Genomic DNA, 21,337 nt, shown 5'->3' with positions numbered 1-21,337 from the left:
CTCGCTTTCACTCTTTCTTAAAAGGCAATTAATGACATAGGGACCTTCGTCTAGCTTTAGAAGCGTTCTAAGGAGTAGGTTATGAATTCTTGTAAGTCAGGTATCTGGCATACGATGAAGAGCTTTCTTTATGCAATATTTACAAGCTTGCTAATAGGTAGCTCTGCATTTGCAACACCAACAGATGGCGTATTTGAGTTAGAAGCAAATGCTAATGCGATAGATGACTCTGGAGTAGGTGCTCCAGATGATTGGTCAACGCCGCCAAACAGTGGTGGAGCATTAGTATTTAGCTTTGAGAATGACACGGCAACACCGGATACAATCTTTACTGGTGGTAATAAAGACATCAAAGACATACCGGAACTTGGTTGGAAGACTGGTACGGTACTTGATAAAGGGGACATTCTTCATGCGTATGCAGCGGCATACAACATTAATAATGACCTTGTACTCACCTTTGGTGCAGACCGTTTTGGTAACAGCGGTGATGCCTTCTTAGGTTTTTGGTTTTATCAAGACTCAGTCAGTACAAACCCAGACGGTACATTCACTGGTCAACATATTGCTGGCGACCTTTTGATTCAGGTGAATTATTTGCAAGGGGCAAATGAGGGGCCAGAAATTTTGGTTCTTGAATGGGACACAACTTGTGCGAAAGCTGATAACAATAATCCACAAGATGGTCAGTGTGCTGCGACAAACTTACGTTTGAAAGTTAAGACAAATGCACTGTGTTCACCAGGCGCGCAAGATGTGTGTGCTTCAACCAATACAACTGACTCACCTGCACCATGGGCGTATACGCCAAAAAGTGGTGTCGAAAATGTCTTCCCTCCAGAAACCTTCTTTGAAGGTGGTGTAAATCTTACTGAACTTCTACAAACAGACACCTGTTTTAGCTCGTTTGCAGCCGAAACAAGAGCATCAAGCAGTATTACCGCTCAGTTGAAAGACTTTGTGGTTGGTGACTTTGAGTTGTGTAGTGTTGATATCACCAAAACATGTAATCAAGCGGTCGTGAATGATACAGAAGATGGTTACGTTTACTCATACAGCGGCGACGTGATTAATGATGGTGTTGGTACGCTATACGATGTTGTTGTAGAGGATTTAGAAGCAGGTACTACACATAGCTTAGGTGCTATTGCTTCAGGTGACAGTGCTTCATACAGCGGCAGTTTTGAAAGTACAAATAACGGTCTAACTAATACGGTAAGAGTCACAGCAGCTGCGACTCCGGGTGGTCAAGCGACCATTACTGATACCGCAAGTGATCCATGTGAGTCATTGAGCTTGTCTCCAATGATTAGTGTAACGAAATCATGTGAAAGCGGCTTCAAACTTACTGAAAACGGTATCATTGCAGAAGTGAGCTTCTCGGGAATGGTATGTAACACAACGCCTGGACTTACTTTAGTGAATGTTTCTGTTGTGGATGACTCAGGTACGCCTGAGGATACTTCTGATGACGTGAAAGTGGTAGATAATATCGAACTCGCTTCGGATCAATGTCAGTCTTATACTGGTAGTTATATCCCAACGGCATTTAGCAATGCAGAAACGCAATCTTTCCGTGATACAGTGACAGCGGTTGGTTTCTTAAAAATCGATAATACTCAAGCGACGAATGAAGCTTCTGCAGACTGTGATATTTGTCCTGCACCAAGCAACTAATTGACGTCTTTTGAATAAAAAGCCTGGAGTATTCTCCAGGCTTTTTCATATGAATTTCGTGATTTAGTTCGGTTTCCCTTTACCGTTTCCACCACCATTCCCACCAGAAGTCGATTGTAAGGTGATGCTAATCGTCGCGGTTGAAGAAGATTGACCGTCACTGATCGTATAAGTAAATGAATCATTATTCTTGAACTTCTTCGATGGTGTGTATTCAATGGAGCCATCGCTCAGTACACGGGCGCTGCCTTTGTTTGGCTTAGCGACCGTAATCGCAAGAGAGGTCGATTGTTCAAACGAGTCATTATTTAACTGCTCGATGCGAACGACGGATTTATCACTGATCGTTACGCTATCATTCACCGCCTCAAGTGGTGACGTTGACTCAGACAACACTGTGTAAGATAGCTCGGTTTTGGCTGATTGTTCATTTTCAGCATCTATAATGTCAACGGTTATGCTGTAAGAGTTCGGCTGAGCATCGCTGTTTGACGTAACCATGACCGTCGTTTCTGCACTCATGCCGGAAGGAACCGTCAAGGCGCTTGCGTCATAATTCCATCCGTCAGGAACGCTTAAAGCCGTTGTATAAGTCGCGTCTGCACATTCTGTATTGTTCTGGTTCGTCACTTTAAGATTATACGCTAACGTTTCTCCGGCATTAGCATCAGAACCTGATAGTGGGGTTAGAGAGAGTAGAGGCGATGTCGCAACGCATTGCCCGGATTCACCACCAAATATGACACTGACCTGTGCGTTTTGACCATTAGCACTTTCCAAAGTAATCGACACGCCTGTTTTTGGATCGGTGAACGTTCCACCAATCGGAAGAGCAGGGTCTTCCCAGTCATTACTCCCAAATAATTGTTTGAAAGTGGAGTCAGGCTTCATGTGTAGCAAGCGGCTACTTTTAAGATCACCGTCTGTCGCTAGGCGCACAACCACACCTTCTGTCACATCTTGGCGGTATACGATGTACGAACGGTCACGTAAAAAGCTGTCGTAGCCAAGAGCTTGTCGATATTCAACGTAAAACCATTGGCGCTGACCTGTAATTAGATCGGTACCTCTTGGGATTTTTAAAACTTTTGATGAAGTACTTTCAAAGTCTTCATAGGCATCAATAGAGTAAACACCATCACTAGAAATGATTTGAGCAGGGGAGGTCTGCCACCCTAAGTTTTCCAATTGGAAGGCGCTAAAGTAACCCATATCGTAGTTACCCATTGTATCGTAGCTATCACCGTACTCTATGACACGGCAATCACCAGCTAACGTACCGTCTTTACAGTCGAGTGCGGAAGCGTGATGCAATCCAAAATTATGTCCTAATTCATGGGCGATAACTCGAGGCTCGAAAACCGCATTTATTGACGCTCTAGAGGGAGTTACTCCTTGGCTACCAGAGCCTTCTGATGCACATCCAGTTTTGGTTGTTAAGTAGATAAAACGGTCATAGTTTGATAGTTGATATCCCGCAGTTTCAGCCATTTTGTCGGCTTCCGCTGCTACAGCATCATCATCGCAAATTTGGTTTGATATCGGTAAGGTGAATGTTCCAGCAACATCACCAGATAGCCAAAGTTGCCCCTGGGACATTTGCGAATAGAAGTCGCTAACGGTATTAAAAACAACATGATGGGCGTCTTCTTTAGAGATCGGGATCTCTTGAGGGTTTTCTTGGAAATTGACGAGTACAACTAATGTTTTTTGTTCACCACTAGCCACTTGCTCAGCATAAACCTCTGATGAAAAAGAATATGCTGACACGAGGGTTACAAAGCCAAGAGCTAGCAAGCGTAAATTTGACGCAACAAAGCCCAATTGAGGGAGGATGACCTTCTTCAATTTATATACCTACTTAATATTTTGATATTAAATGAAATTACAAATTCATAATGTTTTAAATAAAATAAATACCGAGCTCTACCCAAATAGAACCAGTAATTATCAAGTGTGCATTATGTTTTATAAAGTTTGTTTTATATTTGTGTGTGTTTATTACTTTTAAACACGAGGCGAGATATTAGCAGAAGGGGTGGTTAAAATTCAACCATGCATTTCGGTTTTTATAAGTTTATGAATTATAATGTTTAACTACTTTTTACTAGTGGTTTTTATAAAAATAATAAGAAATAATATTGTGTGCAACAAAAGCAGTCACAAAGACAGTAATAATATTACACCGTGTAGTATGCAACACTCTTAATTGTTTTTTATTTCTTTTGTTTCCTATATAAATGACTTATTAAAAAATAAGACGCTATCAATTCCGTAGAGAAAATTGTCAAATTAAAGAAATATTAATTTCAAAAAAAACAAGAGAATTATTATATCTGGATATAGGCAACGCCATTTTTGCCATTTTTCTTTATCTCATACATTGCATGATCGGCTTTTTGATAAACTTCATTAAACTGTTGTTTTCCTTTATCAAATAGACAAACACCGATGCTCATTCCAATCGTTACTTTATTTAAGTCCTGATTTATCGCAGGAATGATGGAACTTAAGAGTCGATCACAAAGTTGAGATATTTCTTCTTGATTTGAATAAGAGCTTAAAACGACAAACTCATCTCCTCCTATGCGTCCGACTTGAGACTTGCTTGGCGCAAGCTCTGTTAAGCTATTGGCGATATTGATGAGGAGAGTATCACCAGTATGATGGCCTAGCTGGTCGTTAACTGCTTTAAAATTATCTATATCAACAAACACTAAGGCAGACTGCTGAGACGGCTTGGTTTGAGGTTGATGATTAAAGTTTTCCTCTATTGCTTTTCTATTTAACAGTCCGGTCAATGGATCATTCGAAGCTAACTTAGCCAGTTGCTGCTCATATCGCTTTTCTTTTGTAATATCGATATGAGTGCCCATCATGCGTAGTGGTTCGCCATCAGAACCATACTCGACGATGCGCCCTCGATCGTAGACCCAACTATCACTGCCGTCTTTATGAATCATGCGATGAACTACCTCATAAAGGTCGGTTTTGCCAGCTAGGTGATCTTCAAATGCACCCACCGCAAGATCATAATCTTCAGGGTGGAGATTGTTTTTCCACGTTTCAACCGTCGCGGTTAACTCATGGGGCTGATAACCTAGCATTTTGCCCCACTGCATATTGAATATCGTCAAAGTACCTGAAGGAATATGCTGCTCCCACAAACACAGTCCATTACTGTCGAGTGCAGCATTCAACTTTTCTTGTAGTCGCGCATTCTTCCGCTTCAGCTCTTTATTTTCTTTTTCTAAGCAGGCAATTTTAGTTAGATATTCTTCCATTTTGCGCATAATTTACGTCGTTTTCGGAGCGACAATATACGAAAAATACTTTGCAATTTCTATGATTGAGCTTGGAGATATAAGCATTGAATATGCGGTAAATAATAAAGAATCGGTGATGTTACTTAAGAGCAGCAAAGTAAATGCTTGGAAAAACAAAGAAGGAAATAGGGGATAAGCGAGGGGCTCTCCTGGTGCAAAGTCATAAATGAGGCCTTTGCACCGGGACTACTGAGGGTTAGCGGTTTAGTGCACCACAACGCTCAGGCTGGTAGGTGATATCGACAATTTCAATTGTCTTCACTTGATTATTTGGCATTGGCCATTCAAGTTTTTGACCAACAGACAAACCGATCAGTGCGCTGCCTACGGGCGCAAAAATGGAAATATCATCACTGCTTTTCAGCTCAGATGGGTAAACCAGTGTCTTTGTCATGGTTCTATCTTCACCTGCAAATTTAAACTCTACAGTTGAGTTCATCGTGACCACATTATATGGCATTTGTTCTGGCTCAAGAACCGTCGCACGGTCTAGCTCTGCTTCTAGCTCAACAAGCTCCGCCGCGATGTTTGGCATTTTATCCAACAAAGCCGTGATTCGGTTCATATCTAAGCTTGAAATGTAGATAGAATTGTTTTCTGACATTTTATGACTCCCAAATAAAAGGCCGCCTCACAAACATGGGACGGCACTCTATATGTCAATTACGGTATCAATCATATGGATTTTATTCCATATGAACTAAATCAGATTCTAGTCTTTATAGTGCGACTTAGCTAGTAAAAGATTTTTGTTGTGAGACTTGATTTTTCTAAAACTTTCAGTCACTTCAGTTGTTCACCTTTAATAGCCTTGAAACTGCTAGGTTAAAACGAATGCTTTGTTTTTAAACAAAGCAGGGTTTATCGTTAGCGTGGTTTAACTCGACAATCATTGCCATTCTGTAAAAGCCAAAACTGTATAGCCCTTTGTGAGCATGACTGCGGTTATCTCATTTTGTAAAAACTACCAACATCCGTTAATAAATTACCTTTTACTCTTCAATATCAAGATAAAAACGTTCATCTACCCCTTTAGGGTAGTTTGAAATTGTAATTGATTTACATCATGTATTAATTTTCTTTCACAATTAACAATGCGCTCAGTGATAAGAACCTAACCCTTAGGAATTATAATGAGCAAGTTGAAGCTAGTAGTCATCGGTAACGGTATGGTAGGGCACCGTTATATTGAAGACTTAGTCGAGAAAGCTGATATCTCTAATATGGAGATTACCGTTTTCTGTGAAGAACCTCGTGTCGCATACGACCGTGTGCACCTTTCCTCTTACTTTTCTCACCATACTGCAGATGAACTTTCTTTAGTAAAAGAAGGCTTCTACGAGAAACACGGTATTAATATGCTGATCGGCGAACGCGCGATTAACATCAACCGTGAAAACCGCATTGTTTACTCAAGCACTGGCCGTGAAGTTCAATACGACAAGCTGATTCTTGCTACAGGCTCATTCCCATTTGTCCCGCCTATCAAAGGTCATGAAAGCAAAGACTGTTTTGTTTACCGTACTATCGAAGATCTTAAAGCGATCGAAGCGTGTGCGAAGAACAGTAAATCCGGCGTGGTTATCGGTGGTGGTCTACTCGGTCTTGAAGCAGCAGGCGCACTAAAAGCATTGGGTGTAGAAACACACGTTGTTGAGTTCGCACCAAAGCTGATGGCTGAGCAACTTGACCTTGCTGGTGGTAACCAACTTCGTCAAAAGATCGAGCGTATGGGCGTGAACGTTCATACCAGCAAAAACACGCTAGAGATTGCAGCAGAAGGTAAAAATGCTCGTAACGTCATGCGTTTTGCTGACGGCACTGAGTTAGAGACAGACTTCATCGTATTTTCTGCGGGTATTCGTCCACAAGACAAACTGGCTCGCCAAATGGAGCTAGAACTTGGCCCTCGTGGCGGTGTTGCCATCAACGACCACTGCCAGACTTCTGATGAGAACATCTACGCGATTGGTGAGTGTGCGTCTTGGAATGAAATGTTCTACGGCCTTGTTGCTCCTGGTTACAAGATGGCGACCGTTGCGGTTGATCACCTACTAGGTAACACAGAAAGCAAATTCGAAGGCGCTGATATGTCTGCGAAGCTAAAACTGCTTGGTGTGAAAGTGGGCTCTATCGGTGATGCGAATGGTCGCACTGAAGGTTGTAAGAGCTACGTTTATCAAAACGAAGAGCAAGAAGTTTACAAACGTCTTATCGTTTCTGAAGACAACAAGAAACTGCTCGGTGCGGTATTAGTGGGTGATACGTCTGACTACGGCGATCTGCTTCAACTGATGTTGAACGAAATCGACCTACCAGAGCATCCAGATGCCTTGATCCTTCCTGCACACGCAGGTGGTGAGAAACCAGCACTCGGTGCGGATGCACTACCAGAAAGCGCAGTGATCTGTTCATGTTTCGACGTAACCAAAGGCAAGATCGCTCAAGCGGTTGCTGATGGTCACCACACATTGGGTGACATCAAAGCAGTGACTGGCGCTGGCACAGGCTGTGGTGGCTGCATTCCTCTAGTCACTTCTGTTCTAAATGCAGAGCTTGCTAAATCGGGTATCGAAGTGAAGAACGACGTGTGTGAGCACTTTGCTTACTCGCGCCAAGAGCTGTTCCACCTAATCCGTATTGAAGAGATCAAAACGTTTGATGAGCTTCTAGAGAAATACGGTAAAGGTTACGGCTGTGAAGTTTGTAAACCACTGGCAGGCTCTATCTTAGCTTCTTGCTGGGGTGAGCACATCCTTAAGCCACAACTGGTTAAGCTGCACGACACAAACGATAACTTCCTAGGTAACATCCAAAAAGACGGTACTTACTCTGTTATCCCACGTATGGCGGGTGGTGAAGTAACACCTCAAGCACTGGGTGCGCTAGCGAACGTTGCTGCAGAATACAACCTATACACCAAAGTAACCGGTGCTCAACGTATTGGTCTGTTTGGTGCTCAAAAAGACGATCTTCCAGAGATCTGGCGCAAGCTTATCGACGCTGGTTTCGAAACAGGTCAAGCGTACGCAAAAGCACTTCGTATGGCGAAGACCTGTGTTGGCTCAACGTGGTGTCGTTACGGCGTTCAAGATTCTGTTGGTCTAGGTTCTTACATCGAGAACCGTTACAAAGGTATTCGTACACCTCATAAGATGAAGTTCGGTGTTTCTGGCTGTACTCGTGAGTGTGCGGAAGCACAAGGTAAGGACCTTGGTATTATCGCGACTGACGCAGGGTGGAACATGTACGTATGTGGTAACGGCGGCATGAAACCTCGTCACGCAGACCTACTAGCAAGTGACCTAGATAAAGAAACGCTAATCAAGTACATCGATCGCTTCATGATGTTCTACATTCGCACAGCTGCGCCATTACAACGCACATCCGTTTGGATGGAAAACATGGAAGGTGGCGTTGACTACCTACGCGAAGTGATTGTTGAAGACAAACTTGGCATTAACGCTCAACTAGAAGCAGACGTAGCGAAGCTTGTAGATGAGTACGAGTGTGAGTGGACTGCGACCATCAATGACGAATCACAACTGACTCGTTTCGCACACTTCATCAACTCTGACAAGCGCGATGACAATGTTGTGTTTGTTCAAGAGCGCGAACAGCATCGTCCAGCGACCTTCACGGAGAAACATCCTGAAGCGAAAGGCGACATCTTACACGTAGCGATCACTGAAGCATAAGGGAAGGTTGAACATGTCATTTGAAAAGATTTGCCAAATCAACGACATCGTACCGGGCACTGGCGTTTGTGCACTGGTTGATGGTCAGCAAGTTGCGGTATTCCGCCCAACACAAGCAGAAGAAGTGCTGGCGATCAGCAACACCGACCCGTTCTTCCAATCGAACGTGCTTTCTCGCGGTTTGATTTGTGAGCATCAAGGAGAGCTTTGGGTGGCGAGCCCGCTTAAAAAGCAACGCTTTAACCTGACAACAGGTGCTTGTATGGAAGACGAGCGTTTTAACGTGAAAGCGTACAAAGCGCGCGTGACAAACGGCGAAGTCGAGATTCAAGCGTAAGTTTAATCCCTCCTCTGCGGAGGAGGGATGTTTCTTCGCCTTTTGGTATCCGTTTCATAGATTCAATAGACAAAGGCTTTCCAAGCATCATTTCCGGGGGACAGGGAAGCGAGATGATGTCGACAGCAGTAGATGTCAGCGGGAAGCCTTTCTCTATTCAATCTTCAACTTTTAACTTTCAATTTTGAATAAGGACACATTCATGTCTACAGACTTTAAACCTGCTGAATTCGTGCAAACCATGATCAACGTTGGTGAAGCAAAAACCAATACAAGCACGCGCGACCTTCTGCTTCGTGGCACGATGGCCGGCATTATTTTGTCGTTAGCGGTAGTTGTCGCGATTACGGCGATGGTGCAAACGGGAATTGGCCTTGTGGGCGCACTTGTTTTCCCTGTTGGTTTTGTGATTCTCAGTGTGATGGGTTACGACCTTGTCACAGGTGTTTTTGGTCTTGCTCCTTTGGCTAAGTTTGCAAACCGTCCTGGTATCACTTGGGGTCGTATCTTCCGTTGTTGGGGTCTTGTAGGCTTGGGTAACCTTATCGGTTCTCTAATTGTGGCTTACCTAGTGGCAATCTCTCTAACCGGTAACTTCTCTCTAGAGCTCAACGCGGTAGCGAAGAAGTTTGTCGCTGTATCGACTGCCCGTAGCCTTGGTTTCGAAAACATGGGTATGGACGGATGGATCACGTGTTTTGTACGCGCTATCTTCTGTAACTTAATGGTGTGCCTAGGCGTGATCGGCAACATGACAGCACGTTCAGTATCTGGTCGTGTAGCGATGATGTGGTTCCCAATCTTCATCTTCTTCGCGCTAGTATTCGAGCACACCGTGGTAAACATGTTCCTATTCCCACTGGGTATGATTCTAGGTGCGGATTTTGGTATCGCGACTTGGTTGAACTTCAACCTTATCCCAACCATTCTAGGTAACATTGTTGGTGGTCTCGTAATGACTTGTCTGCCACTGTACCTAACTCATGCGAAAACAGCGCCCTCTATTAATGCTGAAGAAGAAGTAAATGCAGAGCCTGCAATCGCAAAATAAACTGCTTTTATCTGGCCCTACCTATGGTAGGTAGGGCTACTCAACTCATTTAACTTTCAATAGATATTGTATTGATTTGGCTATAAAAAGTAATAACTCCTTGGAGCAGTTTGAACCTTAAGTTAATAACGTGAGTGTTACTCTTTATATCCAAATTTTCGATAGGCGTTGATATGACTACTGCGAACTCATCTTTAAACAGCGGCTTTGTTTCTCTAGTAGGTGCGGGGCCGGGCGATCCAGACTTGCTGACAGTCAAAGGTTTGAAAGCGATTCAAGCGGCTGAAGTTGTGGTGTATGACCGATTGGTGTCGAAAGACATTCTTGAACTGGCGCATGCATCAGCGGAGATGATCTACGTAGGCAAAAAATTGGACTTTCACTGTGTACCTCAAGATCAAATTAACCAAATCTTGGTACAAAAAGCACAAGAAGGTAAACGCGTTGTGCGCCTAAAAGGTGGTGATTCTTTCATCTTTGGACGCGGGGGTGAAGAGTTAGAAGAGCTTGCAGAATACGGCATCAAATACGAAGTGGTTCCGGGTATTACGGCGGCGGCGGGCGCGACGGCTTATGCTGGTATTCCATTAACACACCGCGACCATGCACAAAGCGTTCAATTTATCACTGGTCACGTGCAAAAAGACGGTCGCGAAATTGAATGGCATTCACTAGCGCAATCCAACAACACACTTGTGTTCTATATGGGGTTGAAGCAAAGCGGCCATATTATGGATAAGCTGATCACTCATGGGTTAGATCCTGAGATGTCATGCGCCATTATTGAAAACGGTACGCGCCCAGAGCAGCGCGTGTTCCAAGGAAAGTTGAACGAGCTATCGATCATGGCAGAGCAAGCCGTGAGCCCAGCATTGATTGTGGTTGGCAGCGTGACTCAACTTCACAACAAGTTGGATTGGTTCGCAAAGTAACACTGCCCAGAAGTGACTATATTTTACAGGGGCTTTGCTGCCTCTGCATTTCTTGCTTACGCATTGGCATTTGATCAATCAAATTGTTGATAAATGGCCAATCTGTTTCTGCGCCCCATCGGTATTTCTCTTGACCATCTTTACCAAGTAAAATTGCGGTATGTGAGCCTTTTTCAATTTCATACAGCTTGGCAAGCATTTTCAAATCAAACTCTTCTTTGAGCCAAGCTGGAGACGTATAGCCTTGTTCTGTAATGACTAATGTGACCACATCTCTGTCTTCCAACTCGCACTCATTCATGAGTGTTTCTAGTAAGAATTGTTTAACGTATTCATCGTTTTCTGGAGCGAAGTAAAGCACACTCCGATGCGGCCAGTACTTTGAATGTGCTGGATAACCGAATGCTGTCGATGACAAGATACAAGAAAGTAGTATCACTAGTAACTTTCCGCCCATGACAGTTCCCCTAGAAACCCAAATACCGTTTATACGTTAAGTTTAGTGGAATTGGCTCATTGTGCTTTTACCAAAACTGACTTAGGGTAGGCAGCAAATAAATCAAGCGTAGAAAAGATGAATTCGGAAAGAAAACAAAAGATCGCCATTTTGGTTGATGTACAGAATGTGTATTACACCTGTCGCGAAGCGTATCGCAGTAATTTTGATTACAACCAGTTTTGGTATGTTGCGACGCAAGGGAAAGAGGTGGTGAGTGCTCGTGCTTATGCCATCGCGAGTAACGATCCAAAACAGCGTCAGTTTCATCACATTTTACGCGGTGTTGGGTTCGAGGTAATGCTTAAACCCTACATTCAGCGTCGCGACGGCAGCTCGAAAGGCGACTGGGATGTCGGTATTACTCTTGATGCGATTGAAATTGCCCCTGAAGTTGAGGAAGTGATTCTCGTTTCTGGAGATGGGGACTTTAGTCTGCTGGTGGAACGAATTCAGCAGCGCTTCAATAAAACGGTGACTGTTTATGGTGTGCCTAAGCTAACATCCCAAACTCTGATTGATTGTGCCGATAACTTTGTCGCGGTTGATGATGACTTCTTATTGTAATCACTAACGTGACAAAGAAAAGGCGAGTCATTCAGGCTGTACGCTAACGTACAATGACTCGCCTCTAATTTATTGTTGATTTGGCTAATTATGAAGGAATGATCATTTGTCCTAACAAGTAGCCCAGACAGCAAGCACCAATCACACCAATCAAACCTACCGACATAAATGAGTGGTTGAAGTACCACTTACCAATCTTAGTGGTACCTGACGTATCGAAGTTCACTGTCGCGATATCTGAAGGGTAGTTCGGAATAAAGAAGTAACCGTATACCGCAGGCATTAGGCCGATAAGCAGTGCAGGATCCAGACCCAAGCCAAGACCAACAGGCAGCATCATACGAGCCGTTGCTGCTTGAGAGTTCACCACAACCGATACAATGAACAACGCAAGCGCGAACGTCCAAGGGTAGTTGGTTACCATCTCAACGATGCCAGATTTGAACTGAGGCATTGCGTATTGGAAGTAAGTATCTGACATCCAGGCGATACCGAAGATCGCAATGGCAGCCACCATACCTGATTTGAATACTACGCCGTTTGGTACGTCACGTGGGTCAGTTTTGGTTGCAAGCAAAATGATACCGCCGAAGCAGAGCATCATCATTTGAATCACAACGGCCATGCTGATTGGTTTCGCGCCATCCACGATGGTACGAATGTCCGGCCACATCGCGATAACGACGATAACCAAGATAGACGCGATGAACAGCAACACAGAGTTACGAGCACTTGTTGGTAGCACTTCATCAAGAGACGTTGCAGTGGTGTTGAGGATCTTTTCACGCCACACCGGATCTTTTAAACGCTCTTGGTATTCTTCATCGTCTTCCAGTTCTTTACCGCGTTTTAGGCTGTAAAGTGACATCAGCAACGTACCGAATAGCGTTGCAGGTACAGTAACGAGCAGAATAGAAAGCAGAGTGATCTCGTGCTGAATATCAGAGAGTTGTGCCAAGTAGTAAACGACTGCCGCTGAAATTGGAGAGGCCGTAATCGCGATTTGCGAAGCGACGGAAGCGGCTGCCATTGGACGTTCCGGACGAATGCCGTTTTTCAGTGCAACGTCGCCAATGATTGGCATGATGGAGTAAACCGCGTGACCTGTGCCGAGCAAGAAGGTCATAAAGTAAGTAACAAAAGGAGCGATGAGGGTGACGCGTTTTGGGTTTTTACGAAGCACACGTTCGGCAACTTGCAGCATGTATTTCAAACCACCAGCCGCTTCAAGAATGGATGCACATGTTACCACTGCTAAGATGATCAACATAACGGTGACAGGAGGGGAGGTTGGCGGCATCTTAAAGATGAAGACTTCAATCACCAAACCAATACCAGATACGACCCCAAGGCCTATACCACCATAACGTGAGCCGATATACAGCATCACGAGCAAAAATAGAAACTCAAGATACAACATGTGGATTTCCTTATTCAAAACAGGGGGCTATATAGCCAAATTACTTAATTACATTGTCCCGATATTCAGAAAGAAAATACTTCATGTTGTTCACACTCCTTTGGATAAGAAACAGCAATATTCAATTATTGGCAATAACTCACGCTACACAGGGAAACTGTTAACACAGTTTTATCAGGGTGTTTTTATGCTGTATATTTTTGCGATCATGTCAGCGCTAAATGCGAAGAGGTTTAAGAGTTTGTTGCTATTCATCGCATACGTAACCAGACCTTACGGGCGCAAAGAGCTTGAAAATAGAGGCAGAGACCACAGATGAGAATAGGCTCTTGTTATGTAAATACAAAGGATAATAGTTTGCATTGCGATTAGTGCTTGGGTATAAAGGTGTCAGAATGACTACACCAACAATAAACCATCATGTCTGAGCAATTTTTCCCGCAACTATTTCAAACTTCGAGTGAGATTACGCCTTACCTGCACGGTGATATTGGCGAAATAGGGCAAGAAGTTATTCATATCGAAAATGATATCAATCCGATCATTCAAGGCCTTTACCAACAGTTGTCTGAGGCTCATCCGGAAGCAGGAAAAGCGTATTGGTTGACGAGAACGTGGGATTTGTTGTGTTGGCAGCCTGTTTATGTTGCGTTCATTTCTATTTACGGTTTCCACACGTTGCCAAACATTCGTGAGATGGCGCAGCAACTCAAGCCTTGTTTTGTATCTGGATATCGATTCGCTGACGAAACACATATACATGGTAAGCCAGAAGAATTAATAAAAGAGGCCGGACGTCAAATTCGAGAGTTGTTCGATTTCTACCAACAAGAAATGAGTCAATGGACGCGCATTCGCCCAGGCTTCACTCATCAATTGATGTCGGATGGGATCATGGCTTGTTTGATTCGTCTTCAACAGCGTTTTCCGCAAATGACCAACACGACATTGCGTGAGCATGCCATCTTGTGGTTACAGGCATTGGGTTTAGATGCCAACAATAGTCATTCACTTTATGAAACATCACTGGATCAGCCGCTAAAATTGGTCAGAAAAAGCTGTTGTTTGGTCTATAAGTGTGAAGGCAGAAAGCTTTGTGAAGATTGTCCTCGTTTAGAAAAAAATCGACAGCTTATGAGCAAGCATAATTCTAATTAACATTTGGTTAACTTATGTAACAGTGCTCGATTTGAGAGTGAGAATAAGTATCATTGCATACTCTTGTTGACAACAAAAAGATAAATACAATGATAAAAAGGACGTTTTCTCTTAATCTCATCGTACTTGCGATGAGCAGTGGATACGCAGTTAGCTCAATAGCTGCGGAAGAACTTCAACAAACATCAACACCAAGTGATGAACAAATGGTGGTCGTGGGCAGTGTGATGCCGAAATCGATCTCTGATATTCCAGGAACGGTTTGGTTTGTAGGGCAAGAGGAAATTGCCCAGCAATATCGCGCGGGCAAGACACTTGGTGACATTCTTTCTGCGACCATTCCTTCGTTAGACGTTGGTACGGGTGGTCGAACTAACTACGGCCAGAACCTGCGTGGCAGAGCGATGTTGGTGATGATTGATGGTGTCTCACTGCAGTCTTCTCGCCCAATTAGTCGTCAGCTTGATGCGATTGACCCATTCAACATCGAGCGAATTGAAGTACTATCTGGTGCAACCTCCATTTATGGTGCTGGCGCTACAGGTGGTGTTATTAACATTATCACCAAGAAAGCTTACTCGGATGACTTATCGTTTGAATCGTATGTCAGTGGCACTACAGGTTTTAACAGCAGCGATGACTTTGATTACAAACTAGCTCAGTCTATCTCAGGTGGTAATGAGCGAATTGCCGCTAGGGGTTCGGTTGTGTACACCGAGACACAAGGTGCATTTGACGCAAATGGCGACATTGTCACCCCAGATATTTCCCAAGGTTCTCTGCAATACAACTCGACGCTTGATGTGATGGGATCGACAGAGATTCAAATCTCCGATGCCAGCAAGTTAAACCTTGTCGCACAATACTATGACAGCCAGCAAGATTCGCCATACGGCTTGTACATTGTTAACAATAAATTTGTTGATGTACGAGAGGGATTCGATTCCGATCGTGAACACGGTACAGAGCGAGTTCTCTTAAGTGCGAACTACGCTCACGACAGCGTATTCGGCCATCAACTGATTGGCGAGTTGTCTTACCGAAGTGAAGACCAAACGTTTACTCCTTATTACCAAGGTGCTTCTCAGCAAAAGACAGAGGTTTTTGCTGGACGTTTGGCACTGGCAAAAAACTGGGAATCATTCAACCTTGTTTATGGTGTTGATGCGTATTTAGACCGTTTTGAGAGCAATCAAGCTCTATTCGATCCAAGCATTGCAAACAACTCTGGAAACTTGATTAATAAAACGTACGCCGAAGTTGGTCGTTACCCAGGTGTAGATGTAACGTCTTACGCAATGTTTGTTCAAGGTGACTATCAAATTAATCAAGATTGGTCCGTTCAAGCAGGCTACCGCTATCAATACATGGACAACAAGATTGATGACTTTGTTGCCTATAGCGTACAAAAGAAGATTGCCTTGGGTAATGGCGTATCAGCGGATGCGGTACCAGGTGGCAGCACCGACTACTCTGTAAGTCTGTTTAATTTGGGCACCATTTATCAGCTTAATGATGAATCTCAACTTTGGGCAAATTTCTCCCAAGGTTTCGAACTTGCTGACCCTGCGAAGTACTATGGTCAAGGCAGCTATGACGCTGTGGATGCAAACGGGCACTATGCGTTGAACAACAGCATTAATGTGTCTGACTCAAAAATGTCAGGCATTAAAACGGACAGCTATGAGATCGGTTACCGTCTTGATACCAACTCTCTTGCGCTTCAGGCGGCAGGCTATTACTCGCTTTCAGACAACTCCATCAAGTATGATAGAAAAACGTTGTTGATTACGAATGTTGACGACGAGCAGCGTGTTTACGGTGCAGAAGCAAACATCAATTACTGGGTGACCCGCGATATCCTGTTAGGGGCATCAGGACACTACGTAGTTTCTGAGCTGAAAACCGATGGTAAATGGGAAGATTTGAGCGCAGGTAAAGCCAGTACGTCTAAGGCTAATGCATGGGCTGCATACTACCAAGATTCGTACTCGATTCGTCTACAAAGTCAGACGATGTTTGATTACGAAGATGACGCCAACAATAAGTTGGAGGGCTACACCACGTTTGATCTTCTGGGTAATGTAACACTACCTGTTGGGCAGTTAGGCTTTGGTATTCAAAACCTATTTGACGAAGACTACACAACCGCCTGGGGTCAACGTGCGCAGATTCTCTATGCAGCACACTACGATGCAGCAGCGTACGACTACAAAGGAAGAGGTCGCACATTCACACTGAACTACAGTATTGAATACTAAAGCTAACTCTCTTCGAGTATCAAAAAAGCCGCTTAAAGCGGCTTTTCTTTTAGGCTTGATCTGTCTGCGCTGTGTCTACAACGTTTTCCGTGTGCTCTGAAGCTTGGTTTTGCTCTTCAGCTTCCATTTTTGCACGTTCAGCTTTGGAGATATAACGCGGCTTATTGCTCTTATGTAGCTTAGCGTTGTGCTTCTTCTGCTTCGCTTTTAAGATCTGATTGATTTTCTTCTTGCGGTTCATGGTGGTGGTCCTTTAATTTAGCGGGGCAGGATAGTTATTTTTTTATCAAGTTACAACTAAATAAGCCCTTACGTCGGTCGCAAGATTCAAGTACGTTTCTATGTCCAATCATCTCTCGCGTTTTAATGGAGTCAAAATGAAAACACTGATCACTGAACGTTTGATATTACGTCTTGTGAGTGTAGATGATGCACCATTCATATTAGAACTTTATAACCACCCAGACTTTTACCTTTTTGTCGGAGATAAACAAATTCGTACTGAATATGAAGCGGCGCGTTATATAAAAGAAAACATGCTACGCATGCAAAAAGTTAAAGGTGTGAGTTTACTCGTAGTAGAGAAAAAAGACGATGGACAACCGATCGGTATTTGTGGGCTAGTTAAACGTGACACATTGCAACACTACGATCTTGGGTATGGTTTTTTACCTTCTGCTTATGGTTGCGGCTACGGAGTCGAGTCGGCAACCGCGGTGCTGGAATATGCTCGAGAGAGAATGAAACTCGATAAGTTGGCTGCCATCACCAACAATGACAATATTCGTAGTATAAGTTTGCTCAAAAAACTGGGCTTTGAGTTTGAACGAGTTGAGCAGCAATACGATAATGGTCGAACGTTAGAACTTTACACAATGACGTTGTGATTTTTGGAAGCTCATGAGCGATATTTTACTTGGCAAGCTCGCCACTGAATTTAAGACGGTAAAAGCCATGGTAGAGGTTTACTGTCACGATCACCATGGAACAAAAAGTGACTTGTGCTCAGAATGTCGTGAGCTGCTTGAATACGCAGAAGTTCGTCTTGACCGCTGTCCTTATGGAGAGAATAAACCGACGTGTAACAAGTGTCCGATTCACTGTTATAAACCGGATCCGAAAGAGCAAATGCGTTTGGTGATGCGTTACTCTGGCCCCAGAATGCTACTGAAACATCCCATCTTGGCGGTTCGTCATTTACTTCATGAAAAGCGCGCGGTACCGGAAAAACCTGCAGCGAACGCGTCAAACCGTCACAAACGTTTATCTAAACAAAAAAGCGAAGAATAAAAAACGAGGGCGACATGCCCTCGTTTTCGTTGAGTAGAAGTTGCTTGGTTAGAGGCCAGCGGCCATACGCTGCTTAGTTTTGCTCGCTGCAAGTAGCATGTATACGCCAGTCGCAACCAAAGCGGCAAACAAGTAGCCTAGTAAGCCATGTTCTTGGCCCATAAATTTATCAGCCACAACCGGGCCAGCAACAGAGCCAATGCTGTAGCTGAACAGCATGACTTGTGTGGCAGAGACAATAAAGCGCTCATCAAGTCCTTCACAACCTAAGTTGATCGCAATTGGGTACAAGGCAAAAGTAGCTGCACCTAAAAAGAATAAAGCAGCAGCTAATACCACGGCTGACGATGAAATAAAGGTCAAACCGATCGAAAAAATACCCAAAATACAGAAGAACGCCATTAGCACTGTGCGGCTCATGTATTTGTTCAATGTGGTCACCATTGGTTGAACCAACATGCCACCTAGGATCACTAGTGCCATCAATGTACCAATGTCTTGATGGTTGATTTTACGGTTAGTTAGCTCAACAGGCATTAATCCGTAGATCGCGCCTAAGGTCAAACCTGATACAACACAACCAATAATTGCAGCATGGTTTAGCTTGGCAATTTGCTTAAATGACAAAGCGGTTGATTCATGGCTGTTTGGTTGTTCACACTCAATAAACATCAGCACCAACATCGCCATTAGGATCAGCGTTGTGATTGCAATGAACGGAACACCGCCACTTACGCCAAGTACACCAATGCCAAATTGGCCTAATGCAGAACCGCCATAAAGCGATAGCATGTACAAGCTCAAACGTTTTGCACGTGATGCTTCGTCGCCAGACATTAGCCAAGATTCAACAATGACAAAAACGCCCGCAACGGCAATACCTGCGATAAAACGAGCAGCAAGCCACACTAACCCATTAGCAAAAACGGGTAGCGTGACAATCGTTAGCGAGAATGCCGCTAAGCAGCCAATAAACGCTTTACGGTGACCAACTTGACGCACGACACGCTCAATAAACATCGCGCCGACCAATAAGCCGCCATAAAAAACACTCGCCAACCAACTCGCATAATCTGCTGAGATGTTGTATTCACCGAGCATGAGAGGGATCAAGCTCATTAAATAGCCCGAAGCCACCGCATAAAGAGACAGTGCGACGACTGGAACTGTAACTCGTGGTGATGCTGCAGGAACGACTGTGTTTTCCACTGTTTTGCGCCTATAAGTTAAATGAAATCTATGGGTTATTCGGCGCGAATATGAGGCTAATAGTTAGGCAAGTAAAATGATTAATTTAAGTCGTTTCGACAAATAATATTTGTTAAATAGATAGGTCGATAAGTTGCATAAAAACGCCAACCTACCAGTGAGGTTGGCGTGGAGAATTACTTATTAAGTGCTTGATTTAACCATTGATCAAACTGACTTTTCGGTAGCGCACCATTGATCATATCAACGCGTTGACCGTTCTTGAAAACCATGATGGTAGGAATGCTTCGAATGCCAAATTGTGCAGCGAGCGCTTGTTGTGCTTCTGTATCAATCTTTACAAAACGAGCCGTTCCTGCTTGTTCATGAGCGACATCCGAGAAAACAGGGGCAAAACCGACGCACGGATTACACCAAGGGGCCCAAAAGTCGACGACAACAGGCGTATCACTTTGTAATAGGGCAGAAAAGTTATCTTGCGTTCCTTCGATAGGCGCGCCATCAAAAAGTGCACTTTTACATTTACCGCAAGTTGCAGACTCTGCAACACGCTCATTCGGGACACGATTTAGACCGCCGCATGAAGGGCAGCGAGTTTTAAACGATGACATGACTTCTTCCTTTATTACGTATTGATGAAAACATGACTTACCAGTCAGCCTCATTATTTGTATACTTATTTTTTAACCTGCCGAAATAACGCAGAGCAGGTTTGTATTTGAGCCTAAGGTTCTAAGAAATTTTATTAAAATACAACAATAAATAGGTCTGCGATGACAAATTACTACGCTGAAATTACAGGTTGGGGGAAATGTGTTCCTCCTGCCGTGCTCTCTAACGATGATCTTAGCACTTTCCTTGATACTTCAGATGAGTGGATTCGTACCCGCACCGGTATCGAAAACCGCCGTATTAGCCATGTAAATACTTCAGACATGGCAACCGTTGCTGCCAAACACGCATTGGCGCGCGCGGGCGTTGACGCCAGCGACGTTGATTTAATCATTGTGGCGACTTGTTCTCCGGATTCACTTATTCCAAACATCGCATCTAAAATACAGCAGAACTTGGGCATTCGCTCTGCGGCGGCCTTTGATTTAAATGCCGCATGTACGGGATTTGTCTACGGCCTTGAAACGGGCACACGTTTGATTCAATCAGGTAACTATCGCAACGCGATCATTATTGGCGCGGAAAGATTGTCTTTCTACATCGATTGGGCCATGCGAGATACCGCTGTTCTATTTGGTGATGGCGCGGGCGCCGTTGTGTTATCAAGAACAGAAAAAGAAACGGGTCTACTGCAATCTCAAATTGGTTGTGACGCTAAAGGTCGCGATATTCTTTCCGTACCAAAGTTTGGTACTTGTATGGACCGTTTTGCTGAGGACAACGGTTACTGGGATTTCAACTTTGTAGGACAAGAGATCTTCAAACGTGCGGTAAAAGGTATGGGGCTAGCTGCGAAAACCGTGCTTAAAGCATCACAGTTAACTACCGACCAAATCGACGTTGTTATTCCTCATCAAGCGAATATTCGTATTATTCAAACCCTATGTGACCTATCTGGGATCCCACACGACAAAGCGTTTGTGAACATCCAAAACTACGGCAATACTTCTGCAGCGACGGTGCCAATTGCATTATGTGAAGCGGTAGAGCAAGGCCGAGTTAACCCAGGTGATAACATGCTTCTTGCTGCGTTTGGTGCAGGTTTGACATGGGGTGCGGCAGTATTGAAATGGGGTGACCGCGTAACGCCAATTGGTGAAAGTGATGCGGCTCTGCCTGAATGTGAGCAATCCGCGCTAGAATTGCTTGAGCGTGCCATTAAGCTGTGTAACGAGCGCCGTCGCGACGAAGCGTAACGGACACTCAGCAGAAATGATATTGAAAAGGGAGCGCAAATGCTCCC

The 21,337-nt window shown here is 44.0% G+C and carries 19 protein-coding genes; 11 read left to right on the top strand and 8 right to left on the bottom strand.

Features of this window, described 5'->3' with window-relative positions:
* The first annotated feature begins 81 nt into the window (after positions 1-81).
* The gene (locus NL645_RS03295; protein WP_046875389.1) at positions 82-1,677 is read left to right on the top strand and encodes a hypothetical protein; all 1,596 of its coding nucleotides are present in this window, start codon (positions 82-84) and stop codon (positions 1,675-1,677) included.
* A 63-nt stretch (positions 1,678-1,740) separates the two neighbouring features.
* Here the strand turns inward: NL645_RS03295 and NL645_RS03290 are convergent, their stop codons facing one another.
* The 3 genes from NL645_RS03290 to rnk form a co-directional block, all read right to left on the bottom strand.
* Entirely contained in the window at positions 1,741-3,525 is a 1,785-nt protein-coding gene (locus tag NL645_RS03290; protein ID WP_253651190.1) for an Ig-like domain-containing protein, read from the bottom strand.
* Positions 3,526-4,007: 482 nt separating this feature from the next.
* Positions 4,008-4,961 carry a sensor domain-containing diguanylate cyclase gene (locus NL645_RS03285; RefSeq protein ID WP_253651422.1) on the bottom strand — a complete coding sequence of 318 codons (954 nt, stop codon included), beginning with the start codon at positions 4,959-4,961 and terminating at the stop codon, positions 4,008-4,010.
* Positions 4,962-5,199: 238 nt separating this feature from the next.
* Positions 5,200-5,607: a nucleoside diphosphate kinase regulator gene (gene rnk / locus NL645_RS03280; protein WP_253651189.1), complete on the bottom strand. Its 408-nt coding sequence runs from the start codon at positions 5,605-5,607 to the stop codon at positions 5,200-5,202.
* Positions 5,608-6,136: 529 nt separating this feature from the next.
* Between rnk and nirB the strand changes: the two genes are divergently transcribed.
* The 4 genes from nirB (at position 6,137) to cobA (ending at position 11,021) form a co-directional block, all read left to right on the top strand.
* On the top strand, positions 6,137-8,701 hold the full coding sequence (gene nirB, locus NL645_RS03275) for a nitrite reductase large subunit NirB (RefSeq protein WP_253651188.1): 2,565 nt from the start codon (positions 6,137-6,139) through the stop codon (positions 8,699-8,701).
* Positions 8,702-8,714: 13 nt separating this feature from the next.
* The gene (nirD, locus tag NL645_RS03270; protein WP_253651187.1) at positions 8,715-9,038 is read left to right on the top strand and encodes a nitrite reductase small subunit NirD; all 324 of its coding nucleotides are present in this window, start codon (positions 8,715-8,717) and stop codon (positions 9,036-9,038) included.
* A 202-nt stretch (positions 9,039-9,240) separates the two neighbouring features.
* Positions 9,241-10,089 (top strand): formate/nitrite transporter family protein, encoded by an 849-nt coding sequence (locus tag NL645_RS03265; RefSeq protein ID WP_253651186.1) that lies wholly within the window; start codon positions 9,241-9,243, stop codon positions 10,087-10,089.
* A gap of 173 nt (positions 10,090-10,262) precedes the next feature.
* A complete protein-coding gene (cobA, locus tag NL645_RS03260; RefSeq protein ID WP_253651185.1) occupies positions 10,263-11,021 on the top strand; it encodes a uroporphyrinogen-III C-methyltransferase in 759 nt (252 codons plus the stop codon).
* A gap of 16 nt (positions 11,022-11,037) precedes the next feature.
* Here the strand turns inward: cobA and NL645_RS03255 are convergent, their stop codons facing one another.
* Positions 11,038-11,478, bottom strand: coding sequence for a DUF4174 domain-containing protein (locus tag NL645_RS03255; protein ID WP_253651184.1), 441 nt, complete (start codon positions 11,476-11,478; stop codon positions 11,038-11,040).
* A gap of 117 nt (positions 11,479-11,595) precedes the next feature.
* On the opposite strand from NL645_RS03255, the gene NL645_RS03250 reads away from it, so the two are divergent.
* Positions 11,596-12,084 carry an NYN domain-containing protein gene (locus tag NL645_RS03250; protein ID WP_167427532.1) on the top strand — a complete coding sequence of 163 codons (489 nt, stop codon included), beginning with the start codon at positions 11,596-11,598 and terminating at the stop codon, positions 12,082-12,084.
* Positions 12,085-12,172: 88 nt separating this feature from the next.
* Here NL645_RS03250 and NL645_RS03245 read toward each other — a convergent pair whose 3' ends face one another.
* Positions 12,173-13,504 (bottom strand): anaerobic C4-dicarboxylate transporter, encoded by a 1,332-nt coding sequence (locus NL645_RS03245; protein WP_005394592.1) that lies wholly within the window; start codon positions 13,502-13,504, stop codon positions 12,173-12,175.
* A 420-nt stretch (positions 13,505-13,924) separates the two neighbouring features.
* Here NL645_RS03245 and NL645_RS03240 point away from each other — a divergent pair, with 420 nt between their 5' ends.
* Positions 13,925-14,662 carry a siderophore ferric iron reductase gene (locus NL645_RS03240; protein WP_253651183.1) on the top strand — a complete coding sequence of 246 codons (738 nt, stop codon included), beginning with the start codon at positions 13,925-13,927 and terminating at the stop codon, positions 14,660-14,662.
* An 89-nt stretch (positions 14,663-14,751) separates the two neighbouring features.
* A complete protein-coding gene (locus tag NL645_RS03235) occupies positions 14,752-16,923 on the top strand; it encodes a TonB-dependent receptor (RefSeq protein WP_253651182.1) in 2,172 nt (723 codons plus the stop codon).
* A 49-nt stretch (positions 16,924-16,972) separates the two neighbouring features.
* Here NL645_RS03235 and NL645_RS03230 read toward each other — a convergent pair whose 3' ends face one another.
* Positions 16,973-17,164, bottom strand: coding sequence for a DUF2986 domain-containing protein (locus NL645_RS03230; RefSeq protein ID WP_005376066.1), 192 nt, complete (start codon positions 17,162-17,164; stop codon positions 16,973-16,975).
* 136 nt (positions 17,165-17,300) lie between these two features.
* On the opposite strand from NL645_RS03230, the gene NL645_RS03225 reads away from it, so the two are divergent.
* Together NL645_RS03225 and NL645_RS03220 are read left to right on the top strand one after the other, a co-directional pair.
* Entirely contained in the window at positions 17,301-17,810 is a 510-nt protein-coding gene (locus NL645_RS03225) for a GNAT family N-acetyltransferase (protein WP_253651181.1), read from the top strand.
* A 13-nt stretch (positions 17,811-17,823) separates the two neighbouring features.
* Positions 17,824-18,213, top strand: a complete 390-nt coding sequence (locus tag NL645_RS03220; RefSeq protein WP_005394584.1) for a nitrous oxide-stimulated promoter family protein — start codon at positions 17,824-17,826, stop codon at positions 18,211-18,213.
* 48 nt (positions 18,214-18,261) lie between these two features.
* On the opposite strand, the gene NL645_RS03215 is transcribed toward NL645_RS03220, so the two are convergent.
* Both NL645_RS03215 and trxC read right to left on the bottom strand, forming a co-directional pair.
* Positions 18,262-19,422, bottom strand: a complete 1,161-nt coding sequence (locus NL645_RS03215; protein WP_012842235.1) for an MFS transporter — start codon at positions 19,420-19,422, stop codon at positions 18,262-18,264.
* A 176-nt stretch (positions 19,423-19,598) separates the two neighbouring features.
* Positions 19,599-20,033, bottom strand: a complete 435-nt coding sequence (gene trxC / locus NL645_RS03210; protein ID WP_005394579.1) for a thioredoxin TrxC — start codon at positions 20,031-20,033, stop codon at positions 19,599-19,601.
* Positions 20,034-20,195: 162 nt separating this feature from the next.
* Here trxC and NL645_RS03205 point away from each other — a divergent pair, with 162 nt between their 5' ends.
* Positions 20,196-21,290: a ketoacyl-ACP synthase III gene (locus NL645_RS03205; RefSeq protein WP_005394577.1), complete on the top strand. Its 1,095-nt coding sequence runs from the start codon at positions 20,196-20,198 to the stop codon at positions 21,288-21,290.
* The last annotated feature ends 47 nt before the right edge of the window (positions 21,291-21,337 follow it).

It is taken from the genome of Vibrio sp. Y51_MX_L26, from assembly GCF_024181935.1.
GTDB lineage: Bacteria > Pseudomonadota > Gammaproteobacteria > Enterobacterales > Vibrionaceae > Vibrio > Vibrio diabolicus.
This window is presented reverse-complemented; position numbering and strand designations above follow the sequence as displayed.